Below are 17,220 nucleotides of genomic sequence, written 5' to 3'. Positions count from 1 at the left end.
TCAATGTTTACGATTTCTTAATAGAAAATGTCTATAGACAAGCCCGAATAGTCGCCCTGCTTTTCTCTAAAAAAGCTTAACTTTGCGCAAAACAAAGCTGCCTGTTATGAAAGACCAAAAGGACTACAAAATTCTAATTGCAGATGATGAGCCCGATATTTTGGAGTTCGTTACCTACAACCTCATCAAAGAAGGCTATCAGGTGAGTACGGCCAGAAACGGCATGGAAGCCGTAGAAAAAAGGCCAAGGAAGTACAACCTCACCTTATTTTGCTCGATATTATGATGCCTGAGCTAGACGGGGTAGAGGTTTGCCGAGAATTGCGTAGCCAGCCCGAATTTGAACACACCATTATTGCTTTTCTCACGGCCCGAAGCGAGGATTACTCGCAGATTGTGGGTTTTGAAGTGGGAGGCGATGACTACATCACCAAACCGATTCGCCCTAGAGTGCTCATCAGCCGAATTGCGGCCCTTTTGCGACGCTATAATAATAGCCCGCAAGAAGAAGGGGACCAAATTCGGGTGGCGGACCTCGTTATTGATAAGGAAAGAGTTTTGGTGATTCGAGGAGAAGAAGAAATTGCCTTGGCCAAAAAAGAGTTTGAACTGCTCTGTTTGTTGGCCTCTAAACCCGGAAAAGTCTTTGCTCGCGAAGAGATTTTCAAGAATGTTTGGGGCAATGATGTCATTGTTGGTAACCGAACAATTGACGTGCACATTCGCAAAATTCGAGAGAAGATTGGCGAGTATTATATCAAGACCATTAAGGGGATTGGTTATAAGTTTGAGTTTTAATTTTTGAAGAAATAATAAAGAGGAGAGTACTTAGCTGACTCTCCTCTTTTTTTGCCTTTTGTTAAATTTTGACCCTATGTTATTTTTGGCGCCTAAAAATCCTACGCCCCAATTATTGGCCTTTCTTACGGCCCTACAAGCCAGTTTGCCGGCCTTAATTGGCTTGATTACGCTCAAGTTATTACTGCCTAGCTTACTTAGTTGGTGGGCACTTTTGCCCGCCTTCCTGATCTTTTTGGGCACAGGATACTATGCTAGCCATCGGGCTTTGCGCAAGTTTATCTACAACAAAGTGAAGCTGATTTATAAGTCGATTCACAGCCTAAAGGCCCCTAAATCAAGCAAGCCGCTCAATATTGATATGCGCAATCATATTATTGACCGAGTAGAAAAAGAGGTGACCGAATGGGCCAAAGACTGGACCCAAGAGATTCGCTACCTCAAAAAAATGGAGCAGTACCGCCGAGAGTTTATTGATAATGTTTCGCATGAACTCAAAACGCCTATCTTTAATATGCAGGGCTATTTGTATACCTTAGCCGATGGCGGTTTGGAGGATGAAATGATCCGAGATAAGTATTTACAACGGGCCATTGATAATGTAGAGCGCATTGCAGAGATTGTCCAAGAGCTCAATCAGATTTCTAAATTTGAGTCTAGTGCGGTAGAGCTAGAAATGCAGCCTTTTGATATTCAGGAGTTGGCCCAAGAGGTGGTGGAAAGCATGGAGATTAGCGCAGAGAAAAAGCAGATTGATTTGCGCTTCAAGGACACGGCCAAAAAACCTTATATTGTACAAGCCGACCGCGAGATGATTCGGCAGGTTTTGGTCAATTTGGTCTCCAATTCGATCAAATATGGCCGCCCAAAAGGCCATACCCTCATTGGTTTTTACGATTTGGACCAAAATGTCCTGATCGAGATTTCCGATACGGGCAAGGGCATTGCCCAAGAGCATCTGCCCCGCCTTTTTGAGCGCTTTTATCGGGTAGACAAAGGCCGCTCTCGACATGAGGGGGGCACTGGTCTGGGCCTTTCTATCGTTAAGCATATTGTGGAGGCGCATCAACAGACGATAAATGTGCGCAGCCGCCTAGGCGTGGGCTCCACTTTTGGCTTTACTTTGGCCAAATATAAGGGCTAGGATAATGAGGATTTGGGGCCCGCGGCCGGCTAGCCTTCGGCTAGGTCGGCCGCCGCTATGCTGCGCGGCTTAAATCTATGAGGGTTTCAACCCTCATTTTATGAATTATCGCAGAGCGATGCCATTGTTGCGGTGGGTTTTAACCCACCGAAAAAAGGTCCTGCGCAGCGCTGGGCCATTTGGACCATTCTTTATGCTTTAAACTAAACTGCTAATGAACAAATTTATCTTGTTATTTGCTGCTTTGCCCTTGCTTTGGGCCTGCAAAAAAGAAACGCCCGATCCTCAAACAGAAGAGGCCAAAGTCATTTTCCGCATTTCGGTAGATCCTAGCCAAGAGCGGCTAGATAATTTGGGGCAGCCTGCAGCCATGCCCGCAGGGCATGCGGGCCAAGATCCCGATTTTTACGAAATTACGGCCCATTATTTAGAGCTGGCTCCCTCGGCTTATACCCAATTGGGCGATGGGGCAGTTTTGTATCATGCTCCAGAAGTGACTACTGGCGGCGATCAAGCTATTGATTTCTCGCAGCGGAAAGCTACTTCTTCTGGTGATATTTTTTTGGAGGTCCCTATTTCTCAATTTCCTCTGGGCGACTATGAGTGGATCCGCCTTTCTTTGGCCTACCAAAACTATGGGGTAGCCTTCTATTATAACAATCAGGCGTTTACTGGCCGTTTGGCTAGCTTTGTGGGCTATAATACCTATATCGATACGGTGGTGGTGGACCAACAATCTTTGGCCGTTAATGCCAATAAGTTGCAGGGATTTTGGGCCTTTGAAACGCCCTTTAATTTAACTTCTGGTCAGGCCGCAGGGACCACCGTGCCCAATCCTTTGGCGGCCAGCTCGCCTATTCCGGCCGGTAGCTGCATTGTCACTGGCCAATTGGACCAAATCCTGAGCATTACAGGCAATGAAACCGAAGATATTGAAATCAATATGAGCCTGTCGACCAACAAAAGCTTTGAGTGGGAAGACCTCAATGGCAATGGAAAATGGGATGTAGGACCCAATAATCCAGAATCTGTAGTGGATATGGGCTTGCGGGGATTAAAAGCTTTTGTTGATTAAGCTTTCCTTGATGCCATCTAAAAAGCGCCTTCTGTTCAGAAGGCGCTTTTTTATAGATAATTTTAGAACAACAAACATAAAGAAAATGAGTGCGAAGCTATGGAAGCTATATGAAGAGAAAATTCATCAAGAGTTGAGTCTGGTGTATAAAAACTGTGACTTCTTTTTTGACGATAGAATTTTTGGGAAATATAGTAGAGTTGATAGACAAATTGATATTTCAATTAGAGGAAACCTTGGCGGAGAAAAAATTTTGGGGGTAGTTGATTGCAAGTATTTCTCTAAAAGAATAGATGTGAAAATCGTTGAATCATTCTTGGGGATGATAGAGGATGTTAAGGCTAATTTTGGTCTTATCATCACTAATAAAGGGTATAGCGAAGCTGCAAAAAACAGAGTTTCAATGAAAAATTTAAACGTTGAAATTCTAGATTTCGACTCTATGGGAAATGTAACAATAACATTAGATTACTTATTTAACAAGCATATTAAAAGCTTAGACCTCTCAAAGTACGAGTTCTTTAATAGATGTAGCCAGAATTGGGCGCTCTTTGATCGAGAAAAATCTAGTTATGAAAAAAGGAGTCTTGTATTTAGAGCAGGACATGCTAATACAGAATATTACGCGTATAAAAAAATAATAAAGGCTTCAGCAAGGTGCTTTAGAGATTTCAATGATTTGACTAGAATTAGAGTTGAAATCCCTGTGGTAAAAGATACAGAGGAAGCCTTAATCTATTATTCTGAAATAAGCAGAAGGGAGTTAGAAGATTTCTTAGAGTTAAATTTTGAATCTCTTAAAGAGGATATAGAACTATGGCGAACTAATTTTATTTCTAATAGCCGATATACAAAGGCATCTATATATGAATTTGCTGAAAAATATATTCAGTCAAAAAAATAAACTACTACAGGCCTGAAGGGCCGCAAGCCTAGCGATGCGAAAGGGGGCGGCGAAGCCGCAGACCAAGGCCGTTAGGCCGCAGGGCCGAGCGAGCCGACCAACGGGAGCCGACGCAGCGAAGCAAGTAATAGCGAGCCCTGACAACAAGGACTTTAGTCCGCAGTTCGACGACCAAAGGGAGTAACCGTAGCGCCGACGAGCGGAGCGAGGAGGAGCCCCCAAAACCAACAAAGCCCACTACTTAATTGTAGCGGGCTTTCTCTATTCAGCGCAAAAGCTTAAGCATTCATCAAGCTTTCGATTTCTTCCACCTCAATCGGAATTTGCCCCATGAGGTTATCCACCCCATTTGCCGTGATGAGCAAATCATCCTCAATGCGCACGCCCAAGCCCTCTTCAGGGATATAAATACCGGGCTCGCAAGTAAAGACCATCCCCTCCTTAAATTCAACATAGCGGTTGGCCAAATCATGCACATCCAAGCCAATGTGATGCGAGGTGCCATGCATAAAATATTTCTTATAAGCAGGCATGGCCGGGTTTTGCTGGGCCACTTCTTCTTGGCTAATCAAACCCAAACCAATGAGCTCTAGCTCCATAATATGCCCCACTTCCTGATGGTAATCGGTCAAGTTGTTGCCCGGACGAAGCAATTGCTGTGCCTCATTTTTTACCCGCAAAACCGCCTCATAAACCGCCTTCTGGCGCTCTGTAAACCGACCATTTACCGGAATCGTACGCGATAAATCAGCCGCATAATTGCCATATTCCGCCCCAAAATCCATCAACATCAAATCGCCATCCTGCAAAATGGCATTGTTGTCATTATAATGCAAAATACAAGCCGCTGGCCCCGAAGCAATAATAGGCGAATAAGTATGCCCAGAAGCCCCAGAGCGAATAAATTCATGCATGATCTCGGCCTCTACTTCATACTCTTTTAGGCCCGGACGAGTCGTTTGCAATACTCTGCGAAAGGCCCGATTTGTAATTTCACAAGCCGCCCGCATCAATTTAACCTCTTCCTCCGTTTTCTGCATCCGCAGTTCCTTCAAAATAGGCTGAGCACGCAAAAACTCATGCCCCGAATACTGATGCTTCAATTCCAAGGCCTTGCGCTGGTTGCGGTTAGGCACCTCCGAAGCGGCCCGATCATTCTCATTGCCATTAACATAAATCGTATCGGCCAACAAAATCATCTCATTGAGCATGGCCGGCATACTCTCTAACCAAGCCACCGTAGATACCCCAGAGGTCTGGGCCGCATCCTCTTTGCTGTATTTATAACCTTCCCAAATTTTAATATATTCACTGGTCTTTTTCGTAAAAATTACCTCCTCAAATGCTTTCCCTTTGGGGCAATTGGGGTAAAGTACCAAGACGACCTCCTCCTGATCTAAACCAGAAAGATAAAAAAGGTCGCTGTCTTGCCGAAAAGGAAAAAAACAGTCCCCATTACGTGGCAATAGGTCTGCCGCATGGAAAATCGCAATGCTGTTGGGCTTCATTTTTTGCATAAATCGCTGCCGATTCAATTGAAAAAGCGCAGCGGGAATATCTTGGTATCGTTTCATCATGATGTGTTTTAAAAATGCAATCCCGAAAGCTAATTTTTTTCTCTTAAAGGACCAAATCAAGCCGCCTTTTAGGTTTTTTTTAGAAATTTTTGGGGCCTCCGCCTCGCTTCGCTCGTCGGCGCTACGTTGCGCAGCTCGCTGTTCGCTCGGCCCTGCGGCAGCAAAGCTGCCTCGGTCTGGCCCTGCGGGCCACTGCTGCACATCGCTAGGCCTGCGGGCCTGACGGCCCTCTAGGACCCCCATAGCACTTAACAAATTCTTCACTACCTTTAGATTTCCTTAAAAACTATTGGTCTTCTTCTTGTCTTTTCCTAAAAAAAGACTTTCTTTTAAGTGCTCCATGTCCCTACCTTCCCCTTTTTAGTACCTACTGCTTTAGGAAGTCGCTTCCATTAAAAAAAATGCTAATCAGGATTTTATGAATCAAACTATTGGTCTTTGTTTGGGCCTGCTACTTTTGGCCCTTCCCAGCTTCGCACAACAATATTTATTATCTGATAAAGAGCTGGAGCAAACACAAATTTACCGCAATCTAGATGAGGCCCTAGCCAACCCCGAGTTTGTCTATATATTAGATCTTCGCTCTCAGGGAATTACCGATCTGCCCAAAGAAATTAGTAAGCTCTATAAACTCCAACGCCTATATCTGCAAAATAATAATCTTCATAAGTTGCCCGCCTCGGTGGCCAAACTCGAAAATTTGCAGCTCTTGCAGTTGGAGAAAAATCAACTGACAGATATTCCAAAAATTGTAGGCAAACTCGCCAACTTAGAAGAGCTGCGCCTGCGCTACAATAGCATCAAAGATATTTCTAAGTATTTGGGCAAATTGACTAAACTTAGAGTGCTGGACCTTAGAGATAACCAAATTAAACGTTTGCCCGAAACCCTGGGCCAATTAGAAAAATTAGAGGAGCTCCAGCTAGGCTATAATAGTATCCAACGGCTGCCCAAAAGTATGGGCCAACTACAGTCCCTCTATTATCTAGATTTGGCCGGCAATCCGCTTTACCAAATCCCTATGGACCTCTACCGAAATGAAAAAATTACGCATCTCAATTTGGGCTATTGCCAAGCTTTACACCCCGTTTTTGTAGCCGAATGGGCCTGTTATCTGCCCGCCCTAGAAGAACTACATTGGGAGGGCTGCAATTTTGAAAAGCTCTCAGAAAAAGAACGCTTCGAGGTGCCTAAACTAAAACGCTTGTACCTCAGTCAGTCTAGAGGGGCCAACTTGCCTTCTTTCTTTTTGCGCCTGGGCGAACTAGAAGAACTAGAGCTAGATGAGGGCCAATTTAAAACCCTCGATTTTTCTCAGGCCCAACTCCCCAATCTCCAAAGGCTTTCTCTCAAAAAGGGCCTGCTCGAAGAGCTGCCCAAAAATATTGAAACACTGAAGAGCTTGAAAAATCTTAATCTAGAGGAAAATGCCATTGTGGCCTTTTCTGCAGATTTGGCCCAATTAAGCGCCCTGCAAACGCTCTCTCTGCAAAAGAATAAAATAGAAACCATTCCCAATAATCTCGACCAATTGGTCAATTTGCGCCTGCTCGAGTTACAGGGCAATCCCATTAAAGAATTGCCAAGCTGCCTAGGCAATATGCCGCAGCTTTCTGGCCTTTATCTCAATAATACCGAAATTCCCCTAGAAGATATTCAAGCCCTAAAAGAGCTCTTGCCTTATACGGCTATTCAGTATTAGAAAAAAAAGCGCCCGTTCTTTAATGAACGGGCGCTTTTGCGTTCTGCAAGGCGGCAAAGCCGCCGCAAAGGCGCGTAGCGCCTCGGCTGAGGGATGGATAAGGGGGGCCGAAGGCCAGACCGAGCAAAAATGCGCAGCATTTTTTGCGAAGGGCCGAGCAGACCTGCGAGCCCTGACACAGCCCGACCCGCCCGCAGGGCGGGGCAGCCCCAAAAAAAGATCCTAATATTCTGGAGTATCTAGACTTTTGGGATCGGGCAAGAGTTGCCATTCCTCGGCGCTAATGGCTCGGCCAACGCCAATTTCAGTTTCTGTGCGCAAATCTAGCTCAAAAACGGGATAGGCCCGCAGATAGGCCGGATGCCCCTCGGGAATTTCGGGCAAGGGCAAGGGCATAAATTCTTGCTCATTAAAGAGACGAATGCGGTCTAGCCAAAGGCGATTATCGGGACCTAAATTGGGGCCCGACCAAGTCTGAAGCTCCGGGTAGTAGTCGACCTTAGTGATGATATATTCTCGGCCAGCCCAGTTTTTAGGATTGAGCTGGTTTTTCTTAAACTGCCCCTCCTCATCATAGCCCCGCAAACAGTAGGTATCCTTGGCCAAATGTAGGCGCAACTCGATATGGATGCACTTGCGTTTTGGACCAATATTCTGCTCAATAAAACGATCCAAACTATCCGATAAAAAGCCCTCTAAAAAAGGCAGCGCCCGCTTATATTCTGAAGGCACCAGCTGCGAAAAACGCTGCAGCAAGGCCTCTCGAACCCCATTGAGCAAGGGCTGGTCAAATTGTGCTAAAGAGAAGGCTGGCGGCCGCTGCATCAGATCCGCGGGGGCGCTGCTATAGCCCAGTTCTCTCAAAATTCTAAAGCTGCAGTAGGCCGCATAACGGGCCTCATAGCGACTAGCCGCCTCCGAGGCAAAGCCCGCAAAACCCGAAAGGCCCAAACCGGGCAGCTGAAGCAGGCCATAGGGCTCTTTTTCCGAGTGGTAAAAGTCAAAGGGGGCAATGCCCACAATTTTGGCCTTTTGTTCTTTGGCCAGCAAGCCCAGCCCTAAATCTAGGCCCAAAAAGCTTAGCGCAAGGTCCCAAGCGGCCTGTTCTTCCGCCTTGATTTTTTGCTCCTCTACATAGGCATAAAGGCTGTCCCAAAGCGCCTGCGCATCTTGCCAGGGCAATTTATCGGCAAAAAAGGCTTGCTCCTCACTTAGAATTCGGCTGAGCTCTTGGCTCAGTTGCAAATAGGCCGGCGGCAGGTAGAGCCCCTGACGCAATTGGGCCAATTCTTCTTCTATAAACTGCCGCAAGACCTGCCGCTCTTGAGGCGGAAGCTGCTTGCCCGAATACTGTAGTTTTTGATACTGTCGGAGCTTTTTGCGCTCCTCAAAACGATCCACCACCGCCTTGATTTTTCGCCATTCTCCCTGCTGAGATTCATGCAAAAGGGCCGAGACTAACTTGGGCAATTTGTCGCCAATTCGGGCCAAAGGCGAACGCGCGCCCCATTTGGCTCGACCAGTCAACCAAGAACGCTGCAGCCCCAATACCTGAGTAGAGCCCTCCTGAAAATCCTCCTTAATTTCGCCTACAATAGGATCGACAAAAAGCATCAAGCGGTCGTAATCTGGCCCGCCCTTATGCAGCTGGTCCAAATAACTGCCCAGCCGCATGGCCTCTCGAATCGGCTCATTATTAAACATTCCACCATCTACATAGGTAAAAATATGGCTGTCTTCTGCCGCCAAGGCTTCCGGCCAGCGGTCCTGCAATTCATGCCGATACCGACGAAGGCGAACAGGCTCAAAAGCCAAGGGAAAAGCCGCCGAGGCAATACAACTAGCCGAGAGCTCTTGCCAATAGGCCATATTGAGCAAACTGCCCATTTCTTTTTGTTGCCCCTTGTTTTCATAGCAGTAGGCTGGCCCCAAATGAAATTGCCGCCAGGGAATAGGGTAGTGGTGGAAAAACTCCTCTTTGACCTCCCCAAAGTTGAGGTCAAAACAACGCAGTTCTGCATGAGATTTATAGACTTCGGCATCATTGAGGGCCGAGCCAAAAGGCGATCCCTTTTGACTGCCTTGCAAGTTGAGGGCCTGCAAATTACTTAGGGTACAGGCAAAAAGAACCCTTGGGGCCAACAGCCGCCGCTGACTGACTACGGGCTGCTGCTGCGGAAAACCAAAGTAGCGATGCCCCATTTCATCTATATAACTGCGGTCCAATAAACCAGCCTGCGTCTTTACTTTTTCTTTGTTCTGAGCCAAGAGTTCGCCTAAGTTGACCTCCTTGGCCCAGATGTGCTCTTGTAGCTTCTGAACGCCCTGAATGGCCAGTAAATCCTCAAACTTTTCAGGCTGCTCGCCCATCATTTTATAGGCGGCCTCCCCAAATTGACCCAGCAGTTCTTGCTGCAATTCTTGCCTAAAATGAGGGTAGGAGTTATAGCCCAAAAACTGATATTGATCTCTAGGGCTGGCCAGCCCCCTAAGCATAATTCCCAAACTAATGGCCCCCGCACTAGAGCCCGTGAGTACATCAATTTCAATGCGCGCATAAGGCCGCTTTTGCCCAGCAGTATCCTCATATTCCGCATAAACTAATAGCTGCTTAATCGATTCGCAGAGCGCAGCCGAAGAAAAACTGCCCAGAGAGACGCCACCTCCCATAATAAAACCTAGGCGCAGAGTTTTAGACATCATCAATCTTGTTTTAAGGGGATCATTTGTTTGTTATTCAATGTAGGCATTTCAGGCAGAAAAAAGGAATTTTATTTTTTTCTAAACTATGCGACTTGCTTTTTTGGGGCTGCCCCTGCGGCCTTCGGCCTTGGGTCGGGCTGTGCGGGGGCTCGCAGGTCTGCTCGGCCCTGCGCTTTTTCGCTACGCTCAAAAGCTTGGTCTGGCCTTCGGCCACCCCCTACCATCCCTCAGCCAGATTTAATCGCGCTGCTTTAAGTGAGTGCGTTTAAATTTGGCTATTGCCTGCGGGCCTGCGGCCCTGTAGAACGCAAATGAAAAGCGGGCTGGCTTCAATACTGAAGCCAGCCCGCTAATTACTTAAAGTGCTCTATAATAATAGCATTCATTCAAAACTTCTCGCTCAAAGTTGGTCCCCTTATACTGTTTAAGGGCCTTGAGGTAGTTTTTGTGTTTGCTTTTCTTGACATTATCTTCCCAGTCCCAATAATGCCCCAAAATATGCGGACGACTAAGCTCTATCTGCGCGCCCAAATAATTCAATTGGGCCGCAAGTTCGTCATTGATGTCCGCCGCCTTTAAGCCAATTTCTACATACTTAATGGCTAGGTCGGGATTATAATAACGCTGCCGCTCCCAACTCGCTCCCGCAAAGCTTTTGGCTAGCTTCTCCTCTTTGCCGAAGTCGTACCAGGCCGAATGCCCCCCATTATCACTACTGTAATAAATGGCCGGACGATGCCAGCCCGCTGGACCAATATTGTAGAGGGCCTGGGCCAAAATATAGGCATACTCTCCCCGCTGAGGAATGTCGCTCTCGGCTTTTTCCTTCAGCTTTTTGAGCGTCTTTGCAAAGCTGAGCAAATTGTAGTCCTGAGCTAAAAAAGCATGGTCCTCATACATCCGATAGATGTTCTGCTGCTCAATATCAAAATAGTAGGCCGCAGGATTTATCTTGCTGCTAAAAATAGACTTATCCAAGTAACTAGAGTTAAAGCTAGGGCTGCTGGCCTGAAAGGCTTTACTACAACTACTCAGGGCCGAAATGGCCTTGTCCAATTCAAAGCGCTGCAAATGATAAACGCCACGCATCTCCTTAATCTGGTCTACAGCATTTTCCCCAATGCGCTTTTCTAGCAAGTAGTTGTCAAAGTAGTTGGACCAACGGGCCTTGTTCACAAACTGCTCAAAGCTGCGGAGCAAAGGCGCACTGAGCTGGTCCTTGGCGGCTCGCAAAGGGTTTTGCACCAAAAAGGCCCGAGCATAATCGCCTTGTTTGTAGAATTTTCCAGCAAAGACTTCTTGGGTAAATTGCTTCAACTGATATTGGTCCTTAAAGAAGGGGTTGCGCTCTAGTTCTTTCCAGAGCTGCGCAGCAGCGCCCATGTCTAAGGTTTCCAAACTAGCCAGTTGGGCCACAAAATGAATGCGGGCAGCCTCGGCTTGCATTTGGTCGCTATAGTTTTCTTTGCTGGTCAAACGCATGGCCTCATCAAAGTTGCCCCCAAAGAGCTGTACATAGGCCATGGCCAATTGCCAAAGCTGTGGACGGTCTAAGTTGGGTTGGGCCAATTGCTGCGCCAATTGCTTTTCTAAGCTCGCTAGCTCTTGGCGGTGCTGGGCCTGCATTTCTGGGTAGTTCTTGTATTCATTGTAGCCATACTTAAAGGCTTTGCCCTCCAGATGCTCAAATAGACGGGCCAAAAGCAGCTCGGCTAAGGGACTGTTGGGGTTGATCTTGAGTACACGCTCTAGCTCTTTGCTAATATTACCCCCATGAACCAAGGCCCGCATGCTATAAAAGGCCGCTTTTTCTTCTTCGCTTTCGCAAAGGGCCAAGCCTTCCTCCCAATTGGCGGCCAGCTTTTGCGCAAAGCTGTTGAGACTAGAGGCCCGGCGGTCGGCACAATGCGTAAAAACAGCCGCAAAGCCATGGCTGGCCTTGGCCCCCTCTTCGCCTCCGGCCTTATATTCTAGGGCGCGGTAGTAGATGTAGTTTTTTGGTCCTTGGGCAAAATAACGATCAAAGTATTCGGCGCAGCTTTTTGGTCCTAAGGTATAAAAGGCCAAACGAACAAGCTGAAAGCCATAGCGCTGACGAATAAAGTCTAGACGAGCATTATCTGCCGCCTCTTCGCCAGTAGTCAATAGGCGAGTTTGCTTTTTGCGCTCTTTCTCCTCTAGGTCCCAGCTATAGGTTTTTTGTCCCGTATGTAAGGCGGCCTCTTTGGCAAAGCAAAGGTAGTCGGCCATCTCTTTTTTGAGCTGTCGGTCCTTTTGCCAAGCTTGCAAAACAGAGTTGCCCGCAGCGGCTAGCTCCAAACTCCTGCGGTCTCGGCCATACTTATAAATGGTCTCTACTGGGGTTTGATAGATGAGCTGCTCTAAATCGGTAATCCTAACTTCTTGGCCAATTTGCTGCTGCCAATCGCTTAGGTTATGATTGAAGCTTTCATTGCGGCCCCGCCAAAGTCTGGGCTCATAGTCTAGTAAATAACGAACGCCCAAATCAGTGGATACTCTGGGCTCGAAAAAGCGAAAATGATAGTCTCCATCATCAAAATAACAGAGCTGGGGCCGCTGATAGAGCCCAAATAAACACAATAGGGTTAGAAAATAACGCATGGGATAGTTTTATGTATATAATGAGTAGTAGTGGCCTTGGCGGCGGGCTTGGCCCAGCGCTGCGGAGTGGGTGGCCGAAGGCCAGACCAAAGGCAGGCGAAGCCTGCCTGCAGGGCCGAACAGGCCTGTGAGCCCCGTAGCATAGCGGCGGCCGAGCTAGGCAAAGCCTAGCCGGCCGCGGGCCCCAAAATATTATTCAAAACAACGAATATATAAGGGGTCTGACTCGATCTCATTGCTCCAATTACCCGCTCGGTCTCGGATCATAATGGTATAGCTTAGCGAGTCGTAGACATTGGGAATGTTGCTATAAAGCACAGGAAAGCCCGGAACCATGCAGCAAACTGTGCTAATATCCACTTCCACCTCTCCAGAAATGCCATTGGCCACCCCTTGTTGCGGAACATAAGGCATGACGTAGTAGATGCTGTCTTGGGTCCGATTGTCAATGATAATCATGTTGTAGGTAGTATCATTACCCGATTTCCCAATGTCGCCATCGCCATCGGTAAAGTTGACGATGAGCTTCATCTGCCCAGTAAATTGTTGTAGGGTGTCTACCGAAAAACGGTTCCAGCTAATCTGAGGTTCTTCTGGAAAAATGGGGGCCGGCTCGCAGGCCCAAAATAGACTGAGCAAAAGCCCAAGGCTAAAGAGCGCAAAAACAGATTTATTCATAATGCTAGTTTATTGGCAAAGCAAACGAATGGGGGGACAAAGCAGGCGATTACTCGCTTGACCCGCCTGATCGATCAATTGCAGTTCATAAGAAAAGTCTTCATTAAAGACGCTAGGATGTGGCCCGCAGTTGGGGACCGTATCCTGGTAGATACAACAAGCCGAGTAGACAATCAGTTGCAGCTCGCCCTCCTGCGTTTGCGGCGAGTTGGGGTCTAGCGGAAACTGATAGCTAGCCAGCCGTTGGCCCGTTCTGGGGTCGTAGATAAAAATATTGTCGCCTGATTCATAGCCCAAATCTCCTTCCAAATCTTGGTAGGCAAAACGAACTAGTATAGAATCTTGGCCATTTTGAACTAAACTCTCTTTAGAAAAGCCTAGAAATTCTATTTTTGGCACCGAAGGCAGGTTGTCGTTCTTTTGGCAGGCCGTAAACAGGGCCAGTAAGGCGATAAGCAATAGAAATCCTTTCATAAAAAATAGGAAATAGTTATGAGTTCAGCCGATGCTTGGCGAGAGGAGTTATGGACCGCAATTGGGCAGATGCAGGCCCCTGATTTGCCCGAAATAGCCCTGGCGGTTTTTCGCTATCAATATACACATAATTTGATCTATCAACAATGGGTAGATCTTTTGGGCCGAAAGCCCCAAAACGTAAAGCAATTAGAGGATATTCCCTTTTTGCCCATCTCTTTGTTTAAAACGCAGCGGATTGCGGCAGGGGATTGGGCCGAAGAAGAAGTATTTAGTAGCAGTGGGACCACGGGGCAGCAGCGCAGCCAGCACTTTGTTCGAGAACTAAGCCGTTATGAAGAGCAGTCGGTCCGCTGTTTTGAAGCACAATATGGCCCCCTCTCGGATTACCGCATTTTGGCCCTTTTGCCCTCTTACTTGGAGCGGCAGGGCTCTTCCCTAATCTATATGATCGAACATTTTTTGAAGCAGGCCAAGAGGGGCAGCGGCTTTTACCTCTATAATATAGAGGAGCTGCGCAGGCAGATGCAAGCGGCCAAGGCTGCCGACGAAAAGGTTTTGCTTTGGGGCGTGAGCTTTGCCCTGCTCGATTTTGCCGAGGCTGGGGGCTTTCCTTTAGGCCCTCAAGATATTCTGCTAGAAACTGGGGGCATGAAGGGCCGCCGCAAGGAGATTTTGCGAGAGGAGCTGCATGCTATTTTGGGCCAGGCCTTTGGCGTTGAGCAGATTCATTCGGAATATGGCATGACCGAACTTCTATCGCAGGCCTATTCTCTGGGGCAGGGCATTTTTAGTCCCCCCGCCCAAATGGGCATTTATATCCGTGAGCATAGCGACCCTCTACATATATATAGGGAGCCGCAGCGCAATGGGGCCATCAATATTGTGGACCTCGCCAATCTGGATAGCTGTGCCTTCATTGCTACCGACGACCTAGGCCGAAAATATGCCGATGGGCGCTTTGAGGTCTTGGGCCGCCTCGATCAGTCGGACCTTAGAGGCTGTAATCTGCTGGTAGAACTCTAGGAGGATGTTTTGGGGCCTCAGCTGCGGCTTCGCCTTGCTGCGCTACGTTTACTCCCTTCGGTCGTCGAAGACGCCCTAAAGGGCTTGTTGTCGCAGCTCGCTGAGGTTTTGGGGCCTCCCGCCTACGGCGGGCGCTACGTTTCGCAGCTCGCTGTTCGCTCGGCCCTGCGTCGCCTTCGGCTCCTTGGTCTGGCGCTGCGCGCCACTGCTGCACATCGCTAGGCCGTTTGGCCTTCGGCCATAGCTGCGGCTTAAAAGCCGCAGCCAGATTAGGATCCAATCAGCTAGCTCTTTATTGCCCCTTGGCCTGCAGCTTAAAAGCCGCAGGTCCTGAAAACCTAAGCCCCTGCCTTCTATCCTGGAAGCAGGGGCTTTTAAGCTCCTGCGGCGAGCAAGATGATCAATAGTTGAGGCCCTCGCAGAGGGCTGAATCCATTGGATTAGCCTAGGGGCTTGTCCCTAGGCGATGATTGGCCAAATTGTTAAGCAGTTGTTAAAAATTATATTGAGGCAACAAAATAAAAAATGGTCTTATTTAGCTCTCAGACCCAGCCAGCTTACTCTCGGACCTAGCCAGCTTACTCTCAGACCCAGCCAGCTTACTCTCGGACCTAGCCAGCTTACTCTCGGACCCAGCCAGCTTACTCTCGGACCTAGCCAGCTTACTCTCGGACCTAGCCAGCTTACTCTCGGACCTAGCCAGCTTACTCTCGGACCTAGCCAGCTTACTCTCAGACCTAGCCAGCTTACTCTCGGACCTAGCCAGCTTACTCTCAGACCTAGCCAGCTTACTCTCAGACCCAGCCAGCTTACTCTCAGACCCAGCCAGCTTACTCTCGGACCCAGCCAGCTTACTCTCGGACCTAGCCAGCTTAAAAAAATTACTAATACGAGCTTTTTCCAAAACAAAAAGCTAACAAAAAAATCTAACTATCAAAGAATTGCATAAAACAGCTCAGCTCTAGGTCCTGAAAAAATGTTAATGTGAGGTTAATGAAAAAGCCAGTTTACTCTTTTGTAGACTGGCTTTTTTGCTCGTCAAAGGTCGATATATAAAGTCTTTCGGTAAAATTTAAGTTGTAAAGTAGGCTACTTAAATCAATGCGACTAATTTTTTTTGTCGTAAAAAATTAAAGATATAGTTGCATCTATAAAAGTATACGCTTATAATTGTAATGTACAATGAGTTATAACTCTTATTTATAAACTTTAATACCCATGATTTTATGGCAAATCTCAATTTGAATCGTGTGTCTGCATTTATGACTGACGCCGATTTCGCAAATGCTGAGCAGCTCTTGAATGACTGCCAAATGCTTTTTCCTTTTCTCACTGAGCTTGATGAAGAAGAAATTCGTAAGCTTAACCACATTAGCGTAAACAATCATCGCTTTGTTGCAGAAACTATTTCTGTGGTCAACTACCTTGACCTTAGCATGCCTGCACACATCAACATGACTGAAATTTCAAATGACCTACGACTCTTTGATCAGCTTCAGCAGTTTATTGTGCGTATGGAGCAGTTTCTAAAGGCACTAAAAAACACGGCAGCCCTCTCGGGCAGCGAAGCCTATGTCAATAGCCTTTTTGTTTACAAGATTATTACTGCCTATGCAGAAGCTAGTGTACCTGGTGCAAAAACGGCTTATGACCGTCTCAGCGAACGCTTTAAGGGACAAAGATCTTCAAAGAAGCAAGAAACAGTAGAAAACTCTGACTCTTCATCTACAAACGATGATGATACGGTGGATAATGACAACCCAATTATTAGCCGTTAAGCTCATCATTATTTTGGCCTGCAGCTTAAAAGCTGCGGAAGTTGAAAACCTAAGCCCCTGCCTTCTATCTTGGAAGCGGGGGCTTTTTAGTTATATCCATCCTACAGGCCCGAAGGGCCGCAGGCCTAGCGATGCGGCGGGGTGGCCGTTAGGCCAGACCAAGGAGCCGAAGGCGACGCAGGGCCGAGCAGACCTGCGAGCCCCAAAGCGTAGCGCAGCAAGGCGAAGCCGCAGCTGAGGCCCCAAAAAAAGAAGATGAAGCTTCTTATATAGAGGGGCTTAATTAGTTTTAAAGAGCGCTTGGTGGATATAATTTTGTTCTTTGGGGGAGAGATTTTGCAGGCAGGGCCAATCCTTTTTGGCTAATTGGATAGCTTGGTAGGGCAGGAGTTGGTGCTGGGCGAGGCTATCTTTGAGGGCGAGGAGGAGGGGATCTTGTTGGCGCCATTTATAGAGTTGTTTTGGGCCATATTGGGAGACCACAAAAGCGAGAGTATGAGGCCAGAGTGAGTCATTTAATTCGCTTTTTTGCCAAAGATGTTTAAATTGAAGGAGGCGTCGGTCTGCTTGATGTTTGGGACCATTTTTTTCGGCTTCAAAAAGCTGAAGGAGCGCTTTGTTCGTATCAGTAGTTTTGGGCGCTTGGCAGGCCGAAAGGAAGCTGAAAAAGAAAAGGAAAAAAAGGGGGAGAGGCGGCAAACTCATGCTAAGATGCGTTAAATAAGTATAAATTAAACAA

General features: G+C 47.3%; 12 protein-coding genes and 1 pseudogene. 7 read left to right on the top strand and 6 right to left on the bottom strand.

Annotation, left to right across the window (positions count from 1 at the left end):
• Positions 1-106 precede the first annotated feature (106 nt).
• The 4 genes and pseudogenes from OP864_RS00850 to OP864_RS00835 all read left to right on the top strand — a co-directional run bounded on the left by OP864_RS00850 (position 107) and on the right by OP864_RS00835 (position 3,921).
• A pseudogene (locus tag OP864_RS00850) lies at positions 107-798 on the top strand (response regulator transcription factor).
• Positions 799-874: 76 nt separating this feature from the next.
• Positions 875-1,942: a sensor histidine kinase gene (locus OP864_RS00845; protein ID WP_270099437.1), complete on the top strand. Its 1,068-nt coding sequence runs from the start codon at positions 875-877 to the stop codon at positions 1,940-1,942.
• A 214-nt stretch (positions 1,943-2,156) separates the two neighbouring features.
• On the top strand, positions 2,157-3,017 hold the full coding sequence (locus OP864_RS00840) for a hypothetical protein (protein WP_270099436.1): 861 nt from the start codon (positions 2,157-2,159) through the stop codon (positions 3,015-3,017).
• Between the two features lie 85 nt (positions 3,018-3,102).
• Positions 3,103-3,921 carry a restriction endonuclease gene (locus tag OP864_RS00835; protein ID WP_270099435.1) on the top strand — a complete coding sequence of 273 codons (819 nt, stop codon included), beginning with the start codon at positions 3,103-3,105 and terminating at the stop codon, positions 3,919-3,921.
• 278 nt (positions 3,922-4,199) lie between these two features.
• Here OP864_RS00835 and OP864_RS00830 read toward each other — a convergent pair whose 3' ends face one another.
• Positions 4,200-5,498, bottom strand: a complete 1,299-nt coding sequence (locus tag OP864_RS00830; protein ID WP_270099434.1) for an aminopeptidase P N-terminal domain-containing protein — start codon at positions 5,496-5,498, stop codon at positions 4,200-4,202.
• A gap of 418 nt (positions 5,499-5,916) precedes the next feature.
• Between OP864_RS00830 and OP864_RS00825 the strand changes: the two genes are divergently transcribed.
• On the top strand, positions 5,917-7,200 hold the full coding sequence (locus OP864_RS00825; RefSeq protein ID WP_270099433.1) for a leucine-rich repeat domain-containing protein: 1,284 nt from the start codon (positions 5,917-5,919) through the stop codon (positions 7,198-7,200).
• A 222-nt stretch (positions 7,201-7,422) separates the two neighbouring features.
• On the opposite strand, the gene OP864_RS00820 is transcribed toward OP864_RS00825, so the two are convergent.
• The 4 genes from OP864_RS00820 to OP864_RS00805 form a co-directional block, all read right to left on the bottom strand.
• Positions 7,423-9,903, bottom strand: coding sequence for a patatin-like phospholipase family protein (locus tag OP864_RS00820; RefSeq protein WP_270099432.1), 2,481 nt, complete (start codon positions 9,901-9,903; stop codon positions 7,423-7,425).
• 357 nt (positions 9,904-10,260) lie between these two features.
• Complete coding sequence (locus OP864_RS00815; protein ID WP_270099431.1) at positions 10,261-12,525, bottom strand: hypothetical protein; 2,265 nt, start codon at positions 12,523-12,525, stop codon at positions 10,261-10,263.
• A gap of 192 nt (positions 12,526-12,717) precedes the next feature.
• Positions 12,718-13,203, bottom strand: a complete 486-nt coding sequence (locus OP864_RS00810) for a hypothetical protein (RefSeq protein ID WP_270099430.1) — start codon at positions 13,201-13,203, stop codon at positions 12,718-12,720.
• A gap of 9 nt (positions 13,204-13,212) precedes the next feature.
• Positions 13,213-13,677 carry a hypothetical protein gene (locus OP864_RS00805; protein ID WP_270099429.1) on the bottom strand — a complete coding sequence of 155 codons (465 nt, stop codon included), beginning with the start codon at positions 13,675-13,677 and terminating at the stop codon, positions 13,213-13,215.
• Between the two features lie 18 nt (positions 13,678-13,695).
• Between OP864_RS00805 and OP864_RS00800 the strand changes: the two genes are divergently transcribed.
• A complete protein-coding gene (locus OP864_RS00800; protein ID WP_270099428.1) occupies positions 13,696-14,703 on the top strand; it encodes a phenylacetate--CoA ligase family protein in 1,008 nt (335 codons plus the stop codon).
• A gap of 1,262 nt (positions 14,704-15,965) precedes the next feature.
• Entirely contained in the window at positions 15,966-16,481 is a 516-nt protein-coding gene (locus OP864_RS00795) for a hypothetical protein (RefSeq protein WP_270099427.1), read from the top strand.
• Between the two features lie 279 nt (positions 16,482-16,760).
• Here the strand turns inward: OP864_RS00795 and OP864_RS00790 are convergent, their stop codons facing one another.
• The gene (locus OP864_RS00790; RefSeq protein WP_270099426.1) at positions 16,761-17,186 is read right to left on the bottom strand and encodes a hypothetical protein; all 426 of its coding nucleotides are present in this window, start codon (positions 17,184-17,186) and stop codon (positions 16,761-16,763) included.
• Positions 17,187-17,220: the final 34 nt, after the last annotated feature.

Source organism: Saprospira grandis (assembly GCF_027594745.1).
In the GTDB taxonomy this organism is placed as follows: domain Bacteria; phylum Bacteroidota; class Bacteroidia; order Chitinophagales; family Saprospiraceae; genus Saprospira; species Saprospira grandis.
This window is presented reverse-complemented; position numbering and strand designations above follow the sequence as displayed.

Bases quoted from the DNA above. Each gene is read 5' to 3' on its own strand.
- OP864_RS00845 (WP_270099437.1), top strand. From the start codon at position 875: ATGTTATTTTTGGCGCCTAAAAATCCTACGCCCCAATTATTGGCCTTT.
- OP864_RS00840 (WP_270099436.1), top strand. From the start codon at position 2,157: ATGAACAAATTTATCTTGTTATTTGCTGCTTTGCCCTTGCTTTGGGCC.
- OP864_RS00835 (WP_270099435.1), top strand. From the start codon at position 3,103: ATGAGTGCGAAGCTATGGAAGCTATATGAAGAGAAAATTCATCAAGAG.
- OP864_RS00830 (WP_270099434.1), bottom strand. From the start codon at position 5,498: ATGATGAAACGATACCAAGATATTCCCGCTGCGCTTTTTCAATTGAAT.
- OP864_RS00825 (WP_270099433.1), top strand. From the start codon at position 5,917: ATGAATCAAACTATTGGTCTTTGTTTGGGCCTGCTACTTTTGGCCCTT.
- OP864_RS00820 (WP_270099432.1), bottom strand. From the start codon at position 9,903: ATGATGTCTAAAACTCTGCGCCTAGGTTTTATTATGGGAGGTGGCGTC.
- OP864_RS00815 (WP_270099431.1), bottom strand. From the start codon at position 12,525: ATGCGTTATTTTCTAACCCTATTGTGTTTATTTGGGCTCTATCAGCGG.
- OP864_RS00810 (WP_270099430.1), bottom strand. From the start codon at position 13,203: ATGAATAAATCTGTTTTTGCGCTCTTTAGCCTTGGGCTTTTGCTCAGT.
- OP864_RS00805 (WP_270099429.1), bottom strand. From the start codon at position 13,677: ATGAAAGGATTTCTATTGCTTATCGCCTTACTGGCCCTGTTTACGGCC.
- OP864_RS00800 (WP_270099428.1), top strand. From the start codon at position 13,696: ATGAGTTCAGCCGATGCTTGGCGAGAGGAGTTATGGACCGCAATTGGG.
- OP864_RS00795 (WP_270099427.1), top strand. From the start codon at position 15,966: ATGACTGACGCCGATTTCGCAAATGCTGAGCAGCTCTTGAATGACTGC.
- OP864_RS00790 (WP_270099426.1), bottom strand. From the start codon at position 17,186: ATGAGTTTGCCGCCTCTCCCCCTTTTTTTCCTTTTCTTTTTCAGCTTC.